The following is a 22051-nucleotide window of genomic DNA, read 5'->3' as shown; positions in this document are numbered from 1 at the left end:
ACCGCCTATTGCGGCCGCCGAACCGTATCAATTCGGACATCTTGTGGGCTGCTGTCGGGCAGCGACGGGTGAGTCGCGGGATGTCTCGAGCGGACGGAAACACACGGCGCGTACGGAGTCGCGGCACCGGGGGCTCTGTGGGGCGAGGAGAACGCGGGGCCGTCACAGCGGCCCGCTGCGTCACACCCCCCGCGGCGTATGCTTGCGCAGGTCAGGGGAGGAGGCACCATGGGGCGGATGCCGTCGGCGCAGCGGCGCAGGCAACTGGTCGAAGCTGCCATCCGGGCCATGGCCCGCGACGGCGTCGCGAAGACCACCACGCGGTCCGTCGTAGCGGAGGCGGGCGTCTCACTGAGCGTTTTCCACTACTGCTTCGACTCCAAGCAGGAGTTGCTCGAAGCGGTGATGGACACCATCTCCGAGCACTCCGAGTCGGACGTTCTCACCACGCTCACCCGCAGGCCCACCCTGCGCGAGACGATCCGCGCCGGGCTCCAGGCGTACTGGGACCACGTACTGGCCAATCCCGGCGAGCACATGCTGACGTACGAACTCACCCAGTACGCTCTGCGGGAGCCCGGCTACGAGCATCTCGCCCGGCGGCAGTACGAGCGCTATGTCGCGGCGCACACCAAGGTGATCCGTCAACTCCCCTCGGTCCTGGGCGTGGAGCTGACCGTGCCCGAGCCCGCGGCCGCCAGGTATCTGGCCGCGCTGACCGACGGGCTCACCCTCAACTTCCTCGTGCTGGGCGACGAGGAGAAGGCGGGCGACGTGCTGGACGTCGCCGCGGACCAGATCCTGACGTTGGTGCGGGATTGACTTGCTCCTCGGGCTGAAGCCCGAGGATTCTGGCCTTCCCTGATGTTGCTGCGCCGCTACGCGACGCGGGCGGCATCGGGGAGTCCGTGGCTTCCTGTTTCGCTGCGCTGTGCCACGACCAGGGCCGTGGTCTTATCTGCGCTCCGCAGGCTGTGACCACCGAGTCCGGCGGCCTTTTTCACGTTGATCGCGGCGTTGATGTCCCGGTCGTGCACCGTGTGGCAGCCGGGGCAGGTCCACTCGCGGATGTGCAGGGGCTTGGGGCCGTCGATGCGGTCGCAGACGTGACAGGTCTGAGAGGTCGGCACAAACCGCCCGACCTTGATCAGGGTGCGTCCGTACCGCTGGGCCTTGTACTGGAGCATGGTCACGAACTGGGACCAGCCCGCGTCGTGCACGCTCTTGGCCATCCGGGTGCGCGCCAGTGCCCTGACCGCCAGGTCTTCCACACCGATCGCTTGATTCTCGCGGATCAGCTTCGTGGAGAGCTGGTGGTGGAACTCGCGGCGCGCGTCGGCCACGGCCGCGTGGGCGCGGGCGACCTTGAGGCGGGCCTTCTCGCGGTTGCTGGATCGCTTCTGCTTACGGGCCAGCTCGCGCTGCGCCTTTTTGAGTTTCTTCTCCGCGCGGCGCAGAAACCGCGGGTTTTCGATCTTTGTGCCGTCGGAGAGGATCGCGAAGTGCTTCAGGCCCAGGTCGATACCGATCTGGTGGCCGGGGCCGGCGGGCCCGAAGCGCTCCAGGTCGGCGGCAGGGTCGGTGTCGATGACAAAGCTGGCGAAGAACCGTCCGGCGCTGTCCTTGATGACCGTGACCGACGAGGGCACCGTGGGCAGGGTGCGCGACCACCGCACCTTCACCTCGCCGATCTTGGGGAGCAGGAGGTGTCCGGCGTCGGTGAGTTTCCAGCGGGCGTTCGCGGTGAACCGGATGGCCTGGCGGGTGTCTTTGCGGGACTTGAAGGACGGCTCCCCGAGCCTGGGGCCCTTGCGTTCACCCTTGAGGGAGGCGAAGAAGTTGCTGTACGCACTCTCCGCGTCGCGCAGAGACTGCTGCAGCACCACCGAGGAGACCTCGCCCAGCCAGGCCCGCTGCGGGGTTTTCTTCGCCTCGGTGATCAACCGGCGGGACAGTTCGCCGGCCCTGGGGAAGGGGAGCTTGTTCTCGCGGGCGGTGCGCCGGGCGCGTACCGCGTCGTTGTAGACGACGCGGGCACAGCCGAACGCCCGTCCCAGAGCGGCCTGCTGGCCGCGGGTCGGATACAAGCGAAAGCTGTACCTCAGCTGCATGAACGGAAACCGTACCCGGTGCGGTGATGCCGGGCAGAGGGAAGATCCATACTGATCACCGGCGCCTTCTTGCGATCACGTGTGCGCTGACACCGAGCAGGGCAACGCCCTTCTCCGATCACACGCGTTCACCTGTGCCCCAGGCCGTGTCCAGCCCCGCCGGAAGGCAACCACACCGCTCCGCGGCAGCCCTCACCTACGACGCGTTGGCCCGCTCCGCGGCCCACAACACTGCGCCGCTCCGCGCCGCCACCACATGATTCGCTTCACCCTCGGCGTAAACGCCGGAGCACTGCGAATGAAGCCGGTAGCTCAGCGGCCGTACACCGCCGCCTCGTTGACCGAGTAGCCGTACTTGGTGGCGCGTGTCACGCCGTGGATACGGACGTACCGGGCCTGCACCGGGCTGAACACCGCGTTGTCCAGGCCCCCGTCCCCGCTGTCCGTGGACCACACGGTCCGCCACGTGGTCCCGTCGTCCGAGACCTCGATCCGGTAGGCCCGCGCAGAGGCCCGTTCCCAGTCGAGGGAGACCTTGCCGACCGTACGGGAGCTGCCCAGATCGAGCCGCAGCCACTGGTCGTCCGACCAGCCGCTCGCCCATCTCGTGCCGGTGTCGCCGTCCACGGCCCGCCCTGCAGCGTAGCTGGTGAACGGGTTCCACTCCGTCGAGCTTGCGCTCGCCGGGGCGCCGGCGGCGAGGTCGGGCGCGGGCTTGTGGAGTTCGGTCGCCTTCCAGGTGCGGAGGTAGGACTCCGCGCCGCCGAGCAGGTCCTGCACCGTGTCCTTGCCGCCGCTGAGCCGCATCTGCTCGATCCAGTCGGGCACCATGCCGACATGGGCCGCGCCGTCGGTGTTGAAGTCCCATGTGCGTTCGCCGGTTTGCTGACGGTCGATGACGGAACCGCCGTCGGCGCTGCGGAAGGGGTACTTGACCGCGTTGGGGGCGTCGGGTCCGACCGGTCCCGGCCAGCCGCCGACACCGTTCATGTCGGTGCCGTAGCCGAGTCCGACGCCGTACTTCTGGCGCAGCGCCCTGGTCCCGGCGGACTCCTTGGCGAAGCTGTCGGCGCTGGACATGTACGAGGCCTTGAAGCCGCCGAGGCGGTAGACGCGCTCCAGCCAGCCGTCGTCCATCCAGCTGTGGCTGGAGAGCACACCGGGGTAGTCCGCCGACTCCAGCAGGTCCAGGGTGCGACCGGCTGCCTTGACGCTCATGTGGTCGACCTCGACCATCATGTTGCGCTTCATCAGCCCCTTGACCGCGTACTCACCGAGGCGGGTCAGACCGCGCTTGTTGCACTGCGCGTCGCTGTCGTACGTGGGCACCTTGGTGCCTGCGGGGAGCAGTTTGGTCACCTCGGCCGGGGCGGCCGCGTTGCCGGTGGGGTTGTCGTGCTGCGGACCGCTGCACTTCTCCGTGTTCCAGAAGGTGCCGGTGGAGAGGAACTGGCCGATGTCCACGGCCGTTCCGATGGTGCCGGAGTCCATCCGCACCCCGCACAGGGCGTTGTCGAACTTGTGGCACAGGAACATGCTGCGCACACCCAGTTTGTACAGCTCGTCCAGACCGCTGTCGATGTCGGCCTGGCTGCACTGGGGGACGTCGAGGATCTGCTTGCAGCCGAAGGGCTCCGAGGTCTCGACGCCGAGCACCACGGCGAGCTTGCCCTCCGCGACGACCTGGCGGGCCTGGGTGGAGTCGGTGACGATGCGGAAGAAGCCCTTTCCCTTTCCGCCGTAGATCTTGTCGATGTAGTCCTGCATCTCGTAGGACTTACGGGCCTCGAGACGGATGGCGTCCATCTCGTTGCAGCCGCGGTCCCTGACGTAGATCGAGCACAACAGGCCGTTGGTGACCAGGTCGTTGACCAGCACCCGCTGGCCGCCGCGCCAGGCGCGCTCCAGCCACGCGTAGTAGTTCTGCTGGTGGCTGAGGGAGTTGTGGGCCGGCCAGTCCTTGAACGTCGGCCAGCCCACTGGGTCGTGGTGGCCGTCCGCACCGCCGGTGACGTTCTCGAAGAGGGCGAGGGAGCCGTCGGGATAGTGCTCGGGGCAGTCCTTGAGTGCGTCGGCGATGCCCGCTTCGGAGAACGGCTTGCCGCAGATGATGCGCCCGCCGAAGCCCTCGTTGGACATCAGGTGATTGTGCGCGTCGATGAAGCCGCGGACCCGGCCCTGGCTGTCCGTGCCGTGGAAGGGTTCGCCGGTGACGTTGATCTGCGAATCGGCGGCGGGCCGCGCCGTGGGCTCCCACCAGGGAGTGTCGGCGCCGACGGCCGGAGGGGAGCCCACGCCGAGAGCCAGCAGGAGGGTGACGACGATGGCGAACAGGCCGCGTCTGCGGAGGAGGGTCATCCGGGCTACCTTCGCTGTCCGGGATGGGCACGCGCCAACTTACTCGCGCGTAGGTCCCGTCGAGGATGGCGCGGCCCTGACAACGAGTCAATAGTCCGGGACAGATGACCTATTTGATGCGCCGTCAGCTCCCTGGCTGAAAAAGGCCCCTGCACCTGGTCGGAGAGAAGGGCCTGCTCAAAGGGCGTTCTGGAGGGCGCGCCGGAGGCCGAAATGGCGGAGCAGCCCGGTTGCGAGCGAGGTGCCAAGGCCGGGGCGAGGGCGGGGAACTCACGCAATGAGTCCTCACGCAGGCGGGTGCCGGCCGATGTTGCCGGCTGGAGTTCCTGCTGCGGGTGGTTCGGACGGGCCTGGGCCGGCTGGCAGTGGATGCGGCGGTGAACGTGGCTTGCTGGTGCGAGACCGCTCACGCCACCCATGACGTTGATGCCCTCAGGACGACGAGGCTTCGCCTGACGCACGAGGCGGCCGCCGCTGCCCTGGCCCTGCCGGGCCGGATCCACGTAGAGAGGTAGCGATGAAGCCCGGCATCGGACGACCGGCCTCGTGCCGGACACACGCCCCCTCACGAACTGCGCTCCGGGCGGGCAGCGCCCTGAAGCGGGAGACACCGGCGGGGTTGCCGCTGGAATCTCCCGCCTCGGGCGGAAGGGAGGCCAGGTGAGGGCTACTTGCCGGTTCCGCTGAGGTGAGCCGCCCACGGGTAGTAGACGTAGTCGAACGCTGCCGGCGCACCGGTGATCTTACTGCCGAGCCACACGTCGTTCGTCAGCTGGATGCCGGAGAACATCGGATCCATCTCGTCGTGCAGCTTCTGCTCCATCTGCACGACCAGCTTGGAGCGGGCGCTGTCGTCCTTAGTGCCGATCGCCTTGGCGTAGAGCCCGTCGATGCCCTTGTAGCCGGACTGGTTGAAGGTGCCGCCGGTCACCGCGGTGAGGCCCAGCCAGTCGAGCGGGTTCGGGATGTTCGGCCAGAACTGTGTGTACAGCAGGTCGGTGTCGCCACGCGTCGCCGGGTCGTAGAGGTAGTTCGAGTAGCCGGTCGCGGGGACGACGTTGAGCTTGAATTTCAGGCCGATCTTGTCGGCCGCGTCCTTGATCCCGACGCCCAGCTGCTGCGTCTCCGCCTGCTGCGGAACCACGAGGCTGATCTGCTGCGACTTCACGTCGGCCGGAACGCCGGCGAGCAGCTTCTTCGCCTCCTCGATCTTCGCGGTGCCGTCGGTCCTGACCGAGTCGGCGTACGGGGTGAGGTCGTCCTTCGCGAAGCCGTACACGGCCGGTACGGTCTGCAGCGAAGCAGGGGTCCCCTCACCGGCGTACACCTGCTTGCCGATGCCCTTCCAGTCGATGGCCATCTGGAGCGCCTTGCGTACGTCGGCGTTGCCCATCGCGCCCTTGTGGTTCGCGACCACGAGCGTGACGGCCAGGGGCGCGGGACCGGAATAGAGCTTGCCCGCCGACGATGCCCTCAGCTGTGACAGGCCGGCCACCGGCGGACCGTACGTTCCGTCGATCTGGCCCGAGAGCAGGCCGGAGGTGATCGCGGAGTCGTCGGTCAGGAACGTGAAGTCGATGTTCTTCACCTTCCGTGGCAGCGACTTGTTCCAGTAGCCGTCGTAGCGGGTCGCGCTGATCGACTGACCCCGCGTCCACTTGGCGAACTTGTAGGGGCCGGTGCACATGACACCGACGCCCGGCGTCCCGACCTTCTTGCCGTGCTGCTCGTAGAAGTTCTTCTGAACGACGACACCGGCGTAGCTCGCCAGCTCGTCGTTGAAGAGGTAGTCGGGCTTCTTGAGCTTGACGGTCACTTCGGCGGTGCCCGTCTTCGCGATCGAGGCGACGTTCGCGTACAGGTAGCCGTAGAAGCTCGACTTGTCCGTCATGTTGTGCCGCATGCTCCACACGACGTCGTCGGCGGTCATCGGCGAGCCGTCCCAGAAGGTGACGCCGCTGCGCAGCTTGTAGACCCAGGTCTTCGGGTCGGGGTTCGCGTACGACGTCGCCAGATTGGGCTTGATCTTGAAGTCGGGTGTCTGGGCGAACAGTGTCTCGCACATATTCGAGTTGATCATGTTCGGCGTGTAGTCGGCCGACTGGAAGGGGTCGACGGTCTGCGGCTCGCCCTGGAAGACGTTCCAGGTGATCTTGTCGACCGAGCCCTTGCCTGTCGGCGTGAACGTCGTCAGCGCGTCCGAGGACTTGGTCCCTTCGGTGTCGGACGTGCCTCCTCCGGAGCAGCCGGCCACCACGAGCGTGGTGGCGGCGACGACGGCGAGTGCCGATGCCCGTCTGCTGGGGCGGGGTGCGTACATGGCGTGACTCCAGGTCAGTGTCGGGCTGTGAGGGTTTCGGGGTCCCACCCGCTGCGGGGGACGCTGTCGCGCAACAGGCGGGTGTAGGGGTCCTGAGGGTTGTCGAGCACGTCGGCGGTGGGCCCTTGCTCGACGACGGCGCCGTGACGCATGACGATCGTGTCGTCGGTCACCTGGCGGATGACGGCGAGATCGTGGCTGATGAACAGGTAGCTCACGCCACGCTTGCGTCGGATGTCCGAGAGCAGATTGAGGATCTGGGCCTGGATCGAGACGTCCAGGGCGGACACGGCTTCGTCGAGGATGAGGATGTCCGGATCGGCGGCGAGCGCGCGGGCGATGGCGACGCGCTGGCGCTGCCCTCCGGAGAGCGACCTCGGCAGTGCCGCCAGCTGCCGGTCGTCGAGTCCGACGAGCTCCGCCAGTTCGCTCACGCGCTTCCTGGTCTCGTCACGGCCCAGCCGGGAGTGAACGCCGACGACTTCCGCGAGGCAGTCGCCGACGCGCTGGCGGCGGTCGAGCGAGGTGTACGGGTCCTGGAAGACGATCTGGATGTCCCGGCCCCGCTGACGGCGGCTGCGTGCGGAACGCGCCGGAAGTGACCGGTCCTCGCCCCGGAACGTGATGCGGCCACCGGAGGGACGTTCCAGGCCGATGACCATCCGCGCCGTGGTCGTCTTGCCGGAGCCGGATTCGCCGACGATACCGAGGGACCCGCCGGGGGCCAGGGCGAAGCTCACGTCGGCGACCGCGGTCGCCTCGGCGCGCCCGCGGCCGAACGTCTTGGTCAGGTGCTCGACCACGAGCAGCGGTTCGGTCATCGCTGGACCTCCTCGTTCGAAACGGAGCCGACATGCTCCTGCGGCACCAACCGGCCGCGCATTCCGGGCATCCGGACGCACCGGGTCTGCGAGGGACCGATCTGCAGCAGGGGCGGCACTCCTGCCCGGCACTCCTCTCGCGCAAAGGAACAGCGCGGTGCGAACGCGCAGCCGTCCGGCGCCTCGTAGGCCGTGGTCGGATGACCGCTGATCGCGGGCAGCCGGTCGACGCGCCGGCCGATCTCGGGTCGTGCCTGCACCAGTGCGGCGGTGTACGGGTGGAGCGGGTCCTCGTGCAGCCGCACCGACGCCTGACGCTCCATCACCTGGCCCGCGTACAGCACGATCGTCTCGTCGCACACGGCGCCGGCGAGCTCCAGGTCGTGCGTGATGAAGAGCATCGCCATGCCGTACTCGCGCTGCATGCGCCTCAGGATCGCCATCACTTCCGCCTGGGTGGTGACGTCGAGCGCGGTCGTCGGCTCGTCCGCGAGGATGAGCCGGGGTCGCGCGGCGACCGCGGCGGCGATCATCACCCGTTGCAGCAGACCGCCGGAGAGCTCGTGCGGGTACTGCCGCAGCCGGCGCTCCGGGTCCCCTATCCCGACCTCGGCGAGCAGCTCCTGCGCGCGCTTGCGAGCGGCGGACTTCGGCATCCGGTCGTTGATGCGCATCGCCTCGGTGAGGAAGTCGCCGATCGTGCGTACCGGGTTCGTGTAGGCCCGTGCGTCCTGGAAGATCATCGCGACGTCCTCGGCCCGGTAGGACCGCAGGGCGTCGGCGCGAAGGTCGAACACCTCGGCGCCGTCGAAGCGGACACCGCCCCGGACGTCGGCGCCGTCGGGGAGCAGGCGCGCGATGGTGCGCACCGTCATCGACTTGCCCGAGCCGGACTCGCCGACCAGGCCGAGCGTGCTTCCGCGGTCGAGCGAGAACGAGACATCGCGCAGCACGGTGCGCAACTCGCCCGCGACCGGCAACCGGACTGTCAGACCCTCGACTTCGAGAAGTGCGTTCACGAGCGTGCCTCCCAGCGCTCCGTGAGCCGGTCGCCGAGCATGTTCACGGCGCCGACGGTGACGACGATGAGCGCGCTGGCGAACAGCGCCTCCTGCGGGTGTTGTTGCAGCACACCGGCCATACCGGTGCCGACCATCGCGCCCCAGTCGGAGCTCGGCGGCTGCACCCCGAGGCCGATGAAGGAGAGGCCGGCGAGGTCCATCAGGGCGAACCCGAAGGCGAGGGTGGCGTTGGCGACGATCAGCCCACCCACGTTGGGCAGGATGTGCCCCAGCGCGATCCGCAGCCCGTGCACGCCCTGGACCTGCAGCGCCGCGATGTAGGGCAGGTTGCGCTCACGCAGCGCCGCGCTCCGCACGATCCGTGCGATGTAGGGGACGTAGGCGACGGACAGCGCCACGACGGCGGCCGTCAGGCCGGATCCGAACAGTGCGGTCGCCAGGATCGCGAGGAGCAGACCGGGGAAGGCGAACACCGCGTCGACGACGCGCACCACCATCTGGTCGAACCAGCCGCCGAACCAGACGGCCGCGAGCGCGAGGATCGTCCCGAGGAGCGTCGAGATCACCACGACGAGGAACGGTCCGATCAGCGCGGTTCGGGAGCCGTGGACGAGGCGGGAGAGAAGGTCCCGCCCGCTCGCGTCGGTTCCCAGCAGATGCGCGCCGCTCGAACTCTGATACGCACCGGAGAGGTCGACGGCGTTCGGGGCCTGCGGTGAGAGGAGCGGCGCGAGGACGGCGCAGCAGACGACGAGTCCGAGGAGCGTGAGCGCCACCCAACCGGACACCCCGATGCCTCGCGCAGCCCGCGCCGCCCGCCGGCCGGCCTTTCGGGCTCCGATACGGCGTACCGCTGCTGTCGCGCTCATGAGTCCTTCTTCCCGATCGACACGCGCGGGTCGAGCAGTGTGTAGGCGATGTCGATGAGGGTGTTCAGCACGATGAAGGCGGCGACGTACATCAGGCAGATCGCCTGGACGACGGGGAAGTCCTTCTGCTGAACCGAGCTGACGAGGAACTGGCCGAGCCCGCCGAGCTGGAAGACCTGTTCCACGACGACGCTTCCGGCGATCAGGCCCGCGATCGTGAGACCGGCGACGGTGAGCACCGGCATCGCGGCATTGCGCATCACATGTCTGCGCACGACGGCCCCGCGGGGCAGTCCGCGGCTGATCGCCGTCTGCACGTGATCGGCCGACAACTCCTGCCGGACCGCGGTCTGCGCGAGTCGCGCGACGAACGCGACGGACGCGAGCGCGAGCGCGACCGACGGAAGAACCAGGTGGTAGACCTCGTCGAGGCCCGCGCGGCCGGCGCCGAACACCGGGAACCACTCCAGGTCGACCGCGAACACGACGATCAGTACGACCGCTCCGACGAAGGTCGGCACCGCCATGACACCCGTCGCAGCGGCCATGGCCGACCGGGACACCCAGCCGGGCTTGAGGCCGGCGAGCGTGCCGATGGCCAACCCGAGCACCAGGACGATCGCCGCGGCCATGAGGACGAGAAGCGTGGTCACCGAAGCGCGGTTTCCGACCAGCGACGACACGGGTTGGTTGTAGATGATCGAGGTTCCGAAGTCGCCGTGCAGCACGCCGCCCAGCCACCTCAGGTACTGCTGCCAGATGGAGTCGTCGAGGTGGTACTCGGCCTTGATCGCGGCGATCGCTTCGGGGCTCATGGTGCGACCGTGCGTGAGATAGGTGAGCGGGTTTCCCGGCGCGGCGTAGAGCGCTCCGAAGACGACGAGGCTCGCGATGAACAAGGTCACCATCAGCCCCACGATGCGAACGGCCACGAACCGCGCTATCGCCCCGCCGGGCCGCTGCTTCGCCCTCGCCTTCGCCTTCGCCTTCGCCTGCCCTGACGGCACGGGCGCCGGCATGGTCGCGTCGCTCATCGGTTCACCTCCGGCTGTGCGTGATGGACCACGCGGCCACCCACGACGGTCCGCAGCACTCGCGCGTCGAGCAGTTCCTCGAGCGGCCGGGAGAAAATGTCCCTGTCGAGCACGATGAAGTCGGCGTACAGCCCTTCGGCGATACGGCCGTGCAGGTGCTCGGAGCGGCTCGCCCAGGCGGCGTCACGCGTGGCGTGCACGATCGCGTTCGCCAACGGCAGGGCGTAGTGCGCGAGATTGGCGGGCAGCGACGGATCCAGTGCCGAACGCCGTGTCGCCGCGATGAACATGTTGGGCAGCGGCGCGTGCGGCGAGGTCGGGGAGTCGGTGCCGAGCACGAGCGTGGCCCCGGCATCGGTCATCTCGGGCCACGGGAAGCCGCGCTCGACCCGTTCGTCGCCGAGTACGCGTCGCCAGTTCTCCTGGATCGCCGGATCGGCGTGCACGGGCTGCATGCTCGCCGTGATGCCGAGTGCTGCCAGTCGGTCGATGTCCGCGGGGTCGACGACTTCGAGATGCTCGATGCGGTGGCGGCGCTCCTTGGGGCCGTTGAGAGCGACGGCGTGCTCGACGGCGCCGATCGCGACGCGGATCGCCTCGTCACCGATGGCGTGCATGGCGACCTGCAGGCCGGCCGCGTCCGCGGCGGCCACCACCGGTGCGAGCTCGGCAAGACTCCAGATCGGGTCGGCGTTCGTGCCGTCCGCGTAGGGCTTCCCGAGAGATGCGGTGCACCCGTCGACGGTTCCGTCGACCATGACCTTGATGCCGGTCACGCGCAGGAACGCGGTCGAGTGGTGGCCGGCGAGTTCGACGGCGCGCTCGACCTGGGTGAGGTTCCTGCCCTCGTCGCCGGTGGGCTGGACGCGCCAGAACGCGCCGATGCGCGTGGTCAGGGCGTCCGCCTCGTCGGCTCGGCGCATCGCCGCGTAGTCGTCCTCGCCCAGCGCCATCTCGGTCGAACCGACGATCCCGGACTCGGCGTACGCCGCGAGGGCGACGGCCAGGGCCTCGTCACGGTCGGAGTCACTGGTGAAGCCGTCGAGCACCGGCCACACGAGGTGATGCATCGCGGTCTCGTCGACCAGGCCGGTGGCCGCGCCCCGCTCGTCCCGGTGGACCGTTCCCCCGGGGGGTGATGCCGTGGTGTCGTCGATGCCGACCTCGGCGAGGGCCGCCGAGTTCAGCCAGATCGAGTGGAAGTCGTAGGCCTGCGCGTAGACGGGCCGGTCGGCGACGGCGTCGAGCATGCCTCGATCCGGCTGGCCGCCAGGTATGTCACCGTGCTTCCACCCGGTGGCGAGCACGCGAGGGGCGTCGGGGTTCTCCTGCGCCCCCTTCCGGATGCGCCGCTGGATCTCCTCCACCGTGTTGGCGCCCCAGAGATCGACCTGGGCCGCTGCTTCGCCGGTGCCGACCACATGCGCATGGCCGTCGACGAATCCGGGGAGGACGGTCGAGCCGTCGAGGTCGTGGATCAGGGCATCCGGTCCGGCCACACGTGCCGCGGTGGCGTCGTCGCCGACGTAGGCGAACCGGTCGCCCACCACCACGAGCGACGCGGCCCAGGTGCGTCGGTCGGAGGTGAAGATGCGGGCGTTGCGATAGAGATGAACGGGCTGGGTCACGTCGTTGTGCATCGGGTTCCTCAGAACTGTCAGAACTGGTCGAGACCCTCGCGGGCCGCGGTGTCGGGGTTGCCTGCCCGGTACTCGAGGGCGAAGCCGGGAAGGTCGAGAGAGGCCGTGAGCAACGTGCTCCACTGCTCGTGGCCGGGCTGGGACGCGTCGGCATGGACGCACACCACCGCGGCGGCGCCGTCACCACCGCAGAAGGCGGCCGCGCGCTCCGGCGCGGAGCGGCCGGTCATGTGGCCGCGCACAGCGCGTGCGTGGAGGTACCGCTCGACCGACGCCGACTCCGGAATGCTGGCGTCGCCGTCGGCAAGCCCGGCATCGAGAAAGTGGTTCGTGTGGACGACCCAGCCGTCGTCGTCGGGTCGCACCACGGCGATTCCGGAGGGCGACATCTCGATGGACGCCGCTTCGGCGTGGCCGCCCTGGTAGCTCGCGACAGTCAGCACCGTGGACGCGCTCAGGGTCGCGGAGGCGACGATGTCGCGGGCCTCCGCCACCGTCGTCGCCTCCTCCAGGATGCGACGCGCGACCGCATGGACGGGTACGCCGCCGGTGGCTCCGTCGGAGCGATGCCTGAGGATGTTGAAGTGGAGGCCGAGGCCGGCGTCGTTCACCCCGATCTTCGCGGCCGTTCCGAACTCGGTGAAGAGCTTCACCCGGCGTCCGGTCCCGGTCACGAGCGACAGCAGGAGACCGTCCGGAGTGAGCGAGTCGTGCCAGTCCCACGTCTGGATCGTCTCGGGTGGGCCGCCGGCGGGCGGCGCGTACACGGCGGTCGTGCACTCGCCCTTCCCGGGGGGTGCGTCGGCGAGCACCTCGGTCCGTGCGCCGACCGCGGCCACCTGCCACGGCTCGATCCCGGCTGCCCCGGCGATCGCGTCGGACTCCTCGGCCAGACCCGGATACCAGTCGCGCAAGGCGTCGTGACTGCGGGCGACGATGTCGCGGACGGTCGTCTCCGGGATGCCCAGAACCGCGAAATGCGACAGGTAGCGGGCACTGACGTCACGCACCTGATCGGCGTATCGCGTGCCGATCTCGCGTCCCCGGTCGTGGGGGTCAGTGGTGGTCGTGCGAAGTGTGTGCAGCTTCATCGTGTTGCTCTTCGACCTTTGCTTGTGAGGCCAGTCACAGTGAGAGGCGGGCGACACGCTAGGTGGGTAAAACGTTTAATACAATGGCGCGCAAGTCACTTCCGCTCGCTTTCCGCTGGCTTTCCGCTCTTTCCGACGCGGCGGGAAATTCGAACCGAGGAGGTCGCCGTGGCCCGACCGAAGGGCGTCACCATTCGCGATGTCGCCCAGCGCGCGGGGGTATCCGTCGCAGCCGTCTCGATGGCGCTCAACGACACCGGGACGCTCAGCGCGGCCACGCGACTGCGCATCCGGGCACTCGCCGAGGAGATGGACTACCAGGCCGACGCCCTCGCGCGCGGCCTGCGACGTTCGTCGGTCGGGGCGATCGGGCTCGTCATACGGTCACTTGACGCACTCGGTGAATACGCGCCGCGGGGCGTCGACGTGTTCACTCGCTACATCGGCGCCGTCTCGGCGCAGGCGATGGACCGTGGACTCAGCGTGATGCTCGTACCCGACCCGACCAGGCGGCCGACCCCACCACTGGCGCTGTCGCTCGACGGCTACATCGTGACGATGCCTCACATGGATGATCCGGTGGTCGCTCTCCTCGAACGGAGAGGGATCCCGTACGTGACGCTGGGACGCGATCCCAGCCGCCCGGACTTCACGGACTGGGCCACCGAGGACGACGGCGCGAGCTTCCGGCGCGTCTACGAGCACTTCGCCGCGAGCGGCGCCCGATCGATCGCCCTGTTGCGCGGAACCGACCCCAACGCGTGGAACATCGACAGCGAGGTGACGTACCGCGCCTGGTGTGAGAGCGCCGGGATCACGCCGCGCGTCTACATGTCGGCCGAGCGCGCCGGCGAGCAGGGCGGCGAAGCCGTGGCGCACACGATCGTGGACGACGGCATCCCCGACGCCATCCTGTGCCACACCGGCCGTCAGGCGGCCGGCGCGCTCGCGGGCCTCACGGCTCGCGGTGTCGCCGTGCCGGACCGGACGATGCTCGCCGCGGCTTCCGACTCCGAGCACACTCGCCACAGCAGGCCTGCCATCTCGGCCATCGAACTCCACGTCGAGGAAACGACGTTGGCGCTGCTCGACCTTCTCCAAGCGCGTATCGCAGGCGAGCCGAGCGCGGGACCGGTCCTGACGACCGATCGCTTCCGGGTACGCGCATCCTCACGACGCACTCACACGAACACCTGATTACTCGCTCGAGCTGCCGCACCCGGGATGATGGGGGGCGCCGTTCCTGGCCGCTGGCCCACCGTGGCGAGCACAGCTCATAAAGTCCGAGGTTCGGACGGTAGCGTCACGTTCTCCCCATAGCTCTCCGGTTCCTGCACCGGTACTGTCGGGCCGTGACACCCGATCCCTCCATCGATGCCGTTTCCGCAGGCCAGGGTCGCGTCAGTCAGCGCAACCTGCGTCTGTCGGCGGTGCTGGTGACGCCTGTGCTGGTGGTGACGTCAGGGCTGCTCGTGCGGTCAGGTCTGGTCGGTGATTCGTGGTGCATCCTCGCCCTGTTCTCTCCGCTGATCAGCGTCCTTGTCTGGTCCATCCTCGGCGAGGCGCGGGCCGTTGAGCTGCGAGACGGCCATCTGTTGACCGCGCACACCTTGAGCGGGCGGCGTACCGTCGATCTCACCCGACTGACGAAAGTACGACGAATCGAACTCATGGGCCGCGGCCAGCCGATAGACGGGCTCGCGTTGCAAGACGCCTATGGCGTCTCCCTCGTCATCGACAAGGGGCCCGACGCTGCGGTCCGCGAAGCGATCGCGCAGCGTCCGACCGGGGAGATTGCCGTCTCGCGCCGCGCGGCCGAGCGACTGCAGCTCATGCCGTCGACGTACCGCGCCTGGAGGACCTACCTCCGCGCCCTGCTCTGCACCATCGCCTGGATCGGCGCCGTCATGGTGTCGGGCATCATCTTCCTGGCCGTCAGCCTTGGCGTCGCGGGCAGGGTTTGACGGACGCTCCGGATGTCGCAGTGGCGGAGGGGTCCGGTTGACTTCCGAGCCCTAGGAGGCTCACGACACACGCGAAGGCATGCCCATGCCATTCGTGTGCGCCTTGCCGGGACGAGGCCCGGCGCACTTCCGGATACCCCCCGGGTCTACGCGCTTCTCTGTGACAGGGGTGTGACGCAGGCACGTTGCCACACGCAATGTGTGGTTGTGATGATGGGTGGCATGTCTGGGCACGGGGGTGCGGCAGATGAGCCGCAGCGGATACCGAGATCGCGTCTCGCGGACTACGCGGCGATGAGCGCAGCGCCGGCTGCTGAACCAGCGGCGATGTCCGGGGAGCCCGATTCCGGACTGCAGGAAACCCCGTTCGCGCAGTCGGCAGCAGCCGACCCGGCGACCGGGCCGGTCGGCCCGGATCCGGCGGCTGAGGAACCCGAAATGGCGGCCCGTAGAAAAGCGTTCGCCCAGCTACTCGGAGAGTTCCGGCGGACGGCGGTGCTGGTGCCGCTGGGCGACGAGCCGGGCGCGGAGGAGGAACGCGGGATGCTGACCGCCGACTTCAACGGGATCCGGTTCATCCTCGCCTTCTCCGACGAGCAGGCCCTGGCCCGCTACGCACAAGCGCGTGGCGAATACGCCCGGGAGTGGACATACCGCACAGTGCTGGGGGCCCGCCTCCTCGATGTGGCGGTGCCGGCCGCGGGGGTGCCCTGCGGGGTGGCCCTGGACTGCGCGGACGGGGCTGACGGGATGGTGTTCCCGCCGGTGAAGGGGATCGTGCCGGACGACGTTGCGCTCGACCGTGACATCGACGAGAACGCGGGGGGTGCCGCATGACCGGCGACGGAGGCGGTGGCGGAGGTGGTGGCGGCGGCAAGGATCTGAAGGCCACCGGTCTGGATCTGGTCGCCAAGGGGTTGACCGAGGCGCTGGCCGAGTTGAAAGAGCTGGGGATGGTCGGGGAGGCCGGCGCGGGGCGCGGCTTCTCCGACATCGCTTTGTCCGGCCTGGAGTTGGGGCACGAAGGGCTGACCGGGGACTTCAAGTCGTTCTGCGAGCGCTGGGAGTGGGGTGTGCGCTCGCTGGTCAACGAAGGCAACGCGTTCGCCCAGAAGACCGGCCTGTCGGCAGGCACGTACTACGAGACCGAGCAGTACGTGGAGGGCAGCTTCAAGGTCGTCGCGAACTCGGCGATCGGCAACCCGTACGCCTCCGAGGAGGACGTCACCAAGCAGGGCTGGGGCGACATCGCGAAGTCCGGTGCCTACGGCGGTGTCGACTACAGCGAGAAGTCCTTCGATCAGGCCATGGCGAACAGCGCGCAGGGCTGGAAGGACGCCGGCCGCGACATGGCGACGTCCCATATTGCGGGTCCGTTGGGCATCAATCCCGAGAACCTGCACAAGGCTGCCGGGGTCTCCGATGCCGAGTACGACAAGTGGCTCGACGACACCTTCGGCCCCTCCCCCGAGGAGCGGGCCAAAGCCGCCGGGCAGCAGGGCGGGGGTGAGGGCTGATGGGGCTCGGTGACATCGTCGATGGCGTCAAGGGCGGTATCAACAAAGGGCTTTCGGTCGGTGAGGATCTCATCGACGAGGGCAAGAAGAAGGTCGGCGAGGGCGTCGACTACGCCACGAACAAGGTCGGCGACGGCCTGGACTACGTGGGGCTGCACGGGGCGGCCGACGCGGTCGAGGACTGGGGCGACGACGTCGCCTCCGACCTCGGCGCAACGCCCGGCGAGCAGCAGCTCGGCCAGACCGAGGAGGCCAACGAGCTCGTCCACGGCAACCCCGACAAGATCCGCGAGTCCGCCAAGCACCTCAAGGACTTCCACACCGCCTTCGACCACGTCAGCGCGGGCATGCGCAAGGTCGACTCCTCCGGCTGGGCGGGCGAGGGCGGCGACGCGTTCCGCAAGAAGTTCGGCGTCCACCCCACCAAGTGGGCCGAGGCCGCCGACGCCTGCGACGATGCGTCCAGCACTCTGGAGTCGTACGCCGGTACGGTCAAGTGGGCGCAGGGCAAGGCCAAGGAAGCCGTCGAGCTGTACAAGAAGGGCACGAAGGCGTCCAAGGACGCGGTCGACGCGTACAACAAGAAGGTTGACGCCTACAACGGCAAGATCAAGGCGAACGAGGACCCCGGCCCCAAGCCGGAGCCATTCTCGGATCCCGGCAAGGCCGACATCAAGAAGGCCCACGAGACGCTCGCCGAGGCGCGCAAGCAGCGCAACACCGCCGCCTCCGATGCCCAGGGCAAGGTGAAGGCGGCACTCGCGCACGCCCCCGCCGAACCCCCGCCGCTCGACCGCCTCGGCAACGACCTCGTCGACGGCTACCAGGCGTACAACCTCGAGCTGACGCACGTGGTGGGCGGCGCCCTCAAGGGCACGGCGGGACTGCTCAACTTCGCCCGCGGCCTCAACCCCACCGACCCCTACAACCTCACCCACCCCGCCGCCTACATGCAGAACGTCTCCATGACGCTCTCCGGCCTCGTCTCCACCGCCGCCCACCCCGAACGCATCGTCACCGCCGCCGTCGACGGCTTCAAGAAAGACCCCTCCGAATTCATCGGCCGCCTCCTTCCCGAACTCGTCGGCACCAAAGGCGCCGGACTCGCCCGCAGCGGCCTGCGACTGGGTCTCAAGAAGGGGATGGAGGAAGGGGCGGAGACCGGCCTGCGACGCGCCACGCGCGATGCCGAGCGGCACGCGGAACCCGACGGACAGAAGAAGTGCAACGGCACCGACCCGGTCGACCTCGCGACGGGGCTCATGTATCTGCCCCAGACCGACGTCGAACTGCCGGGAGTGCTGCCGCTCGCCTTCACGCGTCGCGCCGAGTCCGGGTACCAGCTCGGCCGCTGGTTCGGGCCTTCCTGGTCGTCGACGCTGGACCAGCGCCTGGAGATCGACGCAGAAGGGGTGGTCTTCGTCACCGATGACGGCCTCCTGCTCGTCTATCCCCATCCCGCTCCCGGGGTTCCCGTGCTGCCCTCGCACGGCCCCCGTCGCCCGCTGAACCGTGTCGACGGCGGTTACACGGTGAGCGATCCGCGCACCGGCCGCGTCTGGCACTTCGCCGACCGGGACGAGCGATCGGCGGTGATCGAGCAGATCGACGACCGCAACGGCAACTGGATCACCTTCGAGTACGACTCCGAGGGCACCCCGCTGTCCATCGCCTCCAGCGCGGGCCACCGTCTGGTGTACACCGTTTCCGACGGCCGGGTCCGTGCCCTGCTGCTGGCCGACGCCGCCGGCGACGGGGAGAACCTTGAGATCAAGAGATACGGCTACTCGGACGAGGGCCACCTCACGGAGGTCGTCAACTCGTCCGGCCTGCCACTGCGCTTCACCTACGACGAGCGTGGCCGCATCACCTCCTGGACCGACACCAACGACCGCTCGTACACCTACGCGTACGACGACCGGGACCGCTGCGTGGCAGAAGGCGGAGCGGAGGGCCATATGGCTCTTCGCCTGGCCTATACAGAGCCTGACCCGAGCACGGGGTACCGCCTGACCACGACGACGACCGGCGAGGGTCACCGGCGGCGATTCCTCGTCGACGCCTCGTCCCGGGTGATCGCGGAGACAGACCCGCTCGGCGCCACCACCCGCTACCGGCGTGACCGCTTCGACCGGCTCCTGTCCCGCACCGATCCTCTCGGACATGTCACCGCCTTCCGGTACGACGAAGCGGGCAACCTCGTCCACGTGGTGCGCGCCGACGGGCGCGAGGCCCACGCCGAGTACAACGAGCTCGGTCTGCCCGTGAAGGTGACCAATCCCGACGGCACGACCTGGCGCCAGACCTACGACGAACGCGGCAACCGCCTCACAGCCACCACCCCCGCCGGTGCGACGACGCACTTCACCTACGACGAGGCGGGCCGGCTCACCTCCGTTGTCGACCCGCTGGGCGGCGCCACGACGCTTCACTGTGATCGCGCGGGCCTTCCGGTCGAGGTGACGGATCCGCTCGGTTCGACCACCACGTACGAACGTGATGCCTTCGGCCGGCCTGTCGCCGTCAGGGACCCGCTCGGGGCGACGACCCGCCTGGAATGGAACACCGAGGGCCGGCTCGTCCGCCGTACCGCTCCCGACGGCGGCAGCGAGACGTGGTCGTACGACGGGGAGGGCAACTGCACCGCCCACACCGACGCCGTCGGCAACGTGACGCGCAGCGCCTACACGCACTTCGACCTGATCACCGCGCGCACGACACCGGACGGAGCACAGTACGCGTTCACGCACGACTCGGAACTGCGCCTCACCAAGGTCACCAACCCTCAAGGTCTCACCTGGAGTTACGAGTACGACAGCGCCGGGTGGCTGGCCCGGCAGACCGACTTCGACGGACGTACGGTCCACTACGAGCACGACGCCGCCGGGCGTATGACCACCCGGACCAACGCTCTTGGCCAGACGGTGCGGTACGTCTACGACGAGCTCGGCAGGGTGGTGGAGAAGGAAACCCCCGCGGGCAACACCACCTTCGCCTACGACCTCACCGGCCGGCTCGCCCGGTCCGACGGGCCGGGGGGCTCGCTCACCATCCTGCGCGACCGCTTCGGGCGCGTGCGTTCGGAGAACGTCGACGGACGTGTACTGACCTACCGTTACGACGAGTTGGGTCGACGGACCGGGCGGCTCACGCCCAGCGGCGCCGAGTCCGCATGGACCTACGACGTGGCGGGGCGCAGCGTGCGGCTGACGACCGCGGGGCGTGATGTGGGCTTCGCGTACGACTCCGCCGGCCGCGAGACCGGTCGCCGCATCGGCACGTCCCTCGCACTGGACAACTCCTTCGACGACCTGGGCCGCCTCACCACACAGTCCGTCGTCGCGTCGGGCGAGGACCGGTGTGTCCAGCGCCGCGCGTACACCTACCGCGCGGACGGCAACCTGCTGGGCGTCGAGGACCTCGTGTCCGGCACCCGGCGGTACGAACTCGACGCGATCGGCCGCGTGACCGGCGTCGAGGGCAGCGGCTGGTCGGAGTCGTACGCCTACGACCTCGCGGGGAATCTGACCGCCGCCTCCTGGCCTGACGAGCATCCGGGCCAGGCGGCCACCGGCGCGCGCTCGTACTCCGGTACGCGCCTCACCCGGGCAGGGCGTGTCCACTACGAGCACGACGCGCTGGGCCGGGTCACCGTGCGCCGCAAGCGCCGCCTCTCGGGCTCGACCGAGGTCTGGCGCTACGAGTGGGACCCCGAGGACCGGCTCGTCTCCACGGTCACCCCGGACGGCAGGAAGTGGCAGTACACGTATGACGCGTTGGGGCGACGCAGCGCGAAGACGTGTCTGGCCCCCGACGGCGAGACCGTGGTCGAGCGCACCGTCTTTACCTGGGACGGCACGACCCTGTGCGAGCAGGTGGCGACGTCGCCGGAGCTGCCCCGGCCTGTCGCTCTCACCTGGGACCACGCCGGTCAACGGCCCATCACCCAGACCGAGCGGGTGCTGGCACCCGGGGCGCCGGGCGAGGAGTGCCCGATGCCACCGCAGGAGGTCGACTCACGGTTCTTCGCCATGGTCACCGATCTCGTCGGCACGCCCACGGAGCTCATCGACGAGTCCGGGGGCATCGCGTGGCGTCGGCGCAGCACCGTGTGGGGCACGACGGCCTGGGCGAGCGACAGCAGCACGTACACGCCGCTCCGTTTCCCCGGGCAGTACTTCGACCCCGAATCCGGCCTGCACTACAACTACTTCCGCCATTACGACCCCGAGACGGCACGCTACGTATCGCCCGATCCGCTCGGCCTGACTCCCGCACCCAACCCGTCCACCTATGTGGACAACCCCCATACCTGGTCGGACCCGCTCGGCCTCGCACCGGAGTGTCCGCCGAAGGGCGAGCACTCCAACCCCTTCGAGCGCCGGGAGGACGCCGAGAGGGCGGCCTTCGAGGTGGCGGGCGTCCCCTACGGGGCCGCGCCGGACGCGCAGTGGGTGGTGATGGGGGACAAGACCCTCAAGCACATGCCCGGGCACGTCTACTCGAAGGACCCCACCCACTGGGGAAACTTCCGGCAGTTCGAGACTTCGGACGGCTCCAGAGTGGTGGTCGAGCACACGCACGATCCGGCGGGTCCCCACTTCCACGCCGGGGCACCCAAGGGCTTCACGCCGGCGGACCGGAGCCGAGACCTCGTCAACTTCGGCTGGGACAACACCCGAGAGGGCTACAGCACGATGGAACGCTATCGCGCGTTGGACAAACCTGGTGGGGACCACCACTTCTTCCACAAGAACAACTGACGGACAAGGACCACAGTGAACAACGACGACATCAAGGATCGCTTCCGGCAAGCCGGACTGGGCGTCGGGGAGTTCCTCGACGACGGGACGAGTCCGACGGTCACCGAGGCGTTCCGGGTGACGGCGAACATCGACACCGTGCCGTCGGCCCGGGTGCCGAAGCGGGACGAGGACGCCCTGCGCCGGGCTCAGGACCTGTGGCTGTCGGCGGCCCGGCAGCGGGGCGTCGTCACACCCGACGGCGCCTTCCTCACGGCCGCCGGGCTGAACGAAGGCTGGCTCCGCGTCACGCTCACGCCCGACACCGACCTCTCCCGGCTCACGGATCCCTCCGGCGGCATCGAGTTCCTCACCCGCTCACCGGACGGTTCCCGCCTCTGCGCGATCTCCACCGAGGGCGGCGAGCACTGGGTCATCGACGAGGCGTACCCGCCGACGGACGACGAGGACGACTGACGCAACCCCTCACCATCGACCCGACGCACGACGGCACGGGACCGGGAAGTACGGGACCGGGCGCTACGACCCGCCGGGCTACACC

General features: G+C 69.0%; 16 protein-coding genes. 7 read left to right on the top strand and 9 right to left on the bottom strand.

The window, feature by feature from the left end; all coding sequences use genetic code 11:
• The first annotated feature begins 228 nt into the window (after positions 1–228).
• The gene (locus tag OG456_RS32550) at positions 229–822 is read left to right on the top strand and encodes a TetR/AcrR family transcriptional regulator (RefSeq protein WP_266567276.1); all 594 of its coding nucleotides are present in this window, start codon (positions 229–231) and stop codon (positions 820–822) included.
• Positions 823–878: 56 nt separating this feature from the next.
• On the opposite strand, the gene OG456_RS32545 is transcribed toward OG456_RS32550, so the two are convergent.
• The 9 genes from OG456_RS32545 to OG456_RS32505 all read right to left on the bottom strand — a co-directional run bounded on the left by OG456_RS32545 (position 879) and on the right by OG456_RS32505 (position 13266).
• Positions 879–2111 carry an RNA-guided endonuclease TnpB family protein gene (locus OG456_RS32545; RefSeq protein ID WP_266567274.1) on the bottom strand — a complete coding sequence of 411 codons (1233 nt, stop codon included), beginning with the start codon at positions 2109–2111 and terminating at the stop codon, positions 879–881.
• Between the two features lie 312 nt (positions 2112–2423).
• On the bottom strand, positions 2424–4469 hold the full coding sequence (locus OG456_RS32540) for a discoidin domain-containing protein (RefSeq protein ID WP_266567272.1): 2046 nt from the start codon (positions 4467–4469) through the stop codon (positions 2424–2426).
• A 667-nt stretch (positions 4470–5136) separates the two neighbouring features.
• Positions 5137–6789, bottom strand: coding sequence for an ABC transporter substrate-binding protein (locus OG456_RS32535; protein ID WP_266567270.1), 1653 nt, complete (start codon positions 6787–6789; stop codon positions 5137–5139).
• 14 nt (positions 6790–6803) lie between these two features.
• Positions 6804–7610 (bottom strand): ABC transporter ATP-binding protein, encoded by an 807-nt coding sequence (locus OG456_RS32530; RefSeq protein ID WP_266567268.1) that lies wholly within the window; start codon positions 7608–7610, stop codon positions 6804–6806.
• Positions 7607–8629: an ABC transporter ATP-binding protein gene (locus OG456_RS32525; RefSeq protein WP_266567266.1), complete on the bottom strand. Its 1023-nt coding sequence runs from the start codon at positions 8627–8629 to the stop codon at positions 7607–7609. The genes OG456_RS32530 and OG456_RS32525 overlap by 4 nt, the downstream gene beginning before the upstream one ends.
• Positions 8626–9501 (bottom strand): ABC transporter permease, encoded by an 876-nt coding sequence (locus OG456_RS32520; protein WP_266567264.1) that lies wholly within the window; start codon positions 9499–9501, stop codon positions 8626–8628. Before OG456_RS32520 ends, OG456_RS32525 begins: the two co-directional genes overlap by 4 nt.
• Complete coding sequence (locus tag OG456_RS32515; protein ID WP_266567262.1) at positions 9498–10535, bottom strand: ABC transporter permease; 1038 nt, start codon at positions 10533–10535, stop codon at positions 9498–9500. The genes OG456_RS32520 and OG456_RS32515 overlap by 4 nt, the downstream gene beginning before the upstream one ends.
• Entirely contained in the window at positions 10532–12175 is a 1644-nt protein-coding gene (locus OG456_RS32510; RefSeq protein ID WP_266567260.1) for an amidohydrolase, read from the bottom strand. The genes OG456_RS32515 and OG456_RS32510 overlap by 4 nt, the downstream gene beginning before the upstream one ends.
• A 17-nt stretch (positions 12176–12192) precedes the next feature.
• On the bottom strand, positions 12193–13266 hold the full coding sequence (locus tag OG456_RS32505) for a C45 family peptidase (protein ID WP_266567258.1): 1074 nt from the start codon (positions 13264–13266) through the stop codon (positions 12193–12195).
• Positions 13267–13434: 168 nt separating this feature from the next.
• Here OG456_RS32505 and OG456_RS32500 point away from each other — a divergent pair, with 168 nt between their 5' ends.
• From OG456_RS32500 to OG456_RS32475, 6 genes are all read left to right on the top strand, one after another.
• Positions 13435–14463, top strand: a complete 1029-nt coding sequence (locus tag OG456_RS32500) for a LacI family DNA-binding transcriptional regulator (protein ID WP_266567256.1) — start codon at positions 13435–13437, stop codon at positions 14461–14463.
• A gap of 155 nt (positions 14464–14618) precedes the next feature.
• Positions 14619–15230, top strand: coding sequence for a hypothetical protein (locus OG456_RS32495; protein ID WP_266567254.1), 612 nt, complete (start codon positions 14619–14621; stop codon positions 15228–15230).
• A gap of 222 nt (positions 15231–15452) precedes the next feature.
• Positions 15453–16067, top strand: coding sequence for a hypothetical protein (locus tag OG456_RS32490; RefSeq protein ID WP_266567252.1), 615 nt, complete (start codon positions 15453–15455; stop codon positions 16065–16067).
• Complete coding sequence (locus tag OG456_RS32485) at positions 16064–16747, top strand: hypothetical protein (protein ID WP_266567250.1); 684 nt, start codon at positions 16064–16066, stop codon at positions 16745–16747. The genes OG456_RS32490 and OG456_RS32485 overlap by 4 nt, the downstream gene beginning before the upstream one ends.
• Entirely contained in the window at positions 16747–21510 is a 4764-nt protein-coding gene (locus OG456_RS32480) for a putative T7SS-secreted protein (RefSeq protein WP_266567248.1), read from the top strand. The genes OG456_RS32485 and OG456_RS32480 overlap by 1 nt, the downstream gene beginning before the upstream one ends.
• Before the next feature lie 15 nt (positions 21511–21525).
• On the top strand, positions 21526–21966 hold the full coding sequence (locus OG456_RS32475; RefSeq protein WP_266567246.1) for a hypothetical protein: 441 nt from the start codon (positions 21526–21528) through the stop codon (positions 21964–21966).
• Positions 21967–22051: the final 85 nt, after the last annotated feature.

Origin of the sequence: Streptomyces sp. NBC_01446 (assembly GCF_026340095.1) — a bacterium.
GTDB classification, from domain to species: Bacteria; Actinomycetota; Actinomycetes; order Streptomycetales; family Streptomycetaceae; genus Streptomyces; species Streptomyces aureus.
Note: the sequence above shows the minus strand (reverse complement) of the source record. Positions and strands in the feature narration are given on the sequence as shown.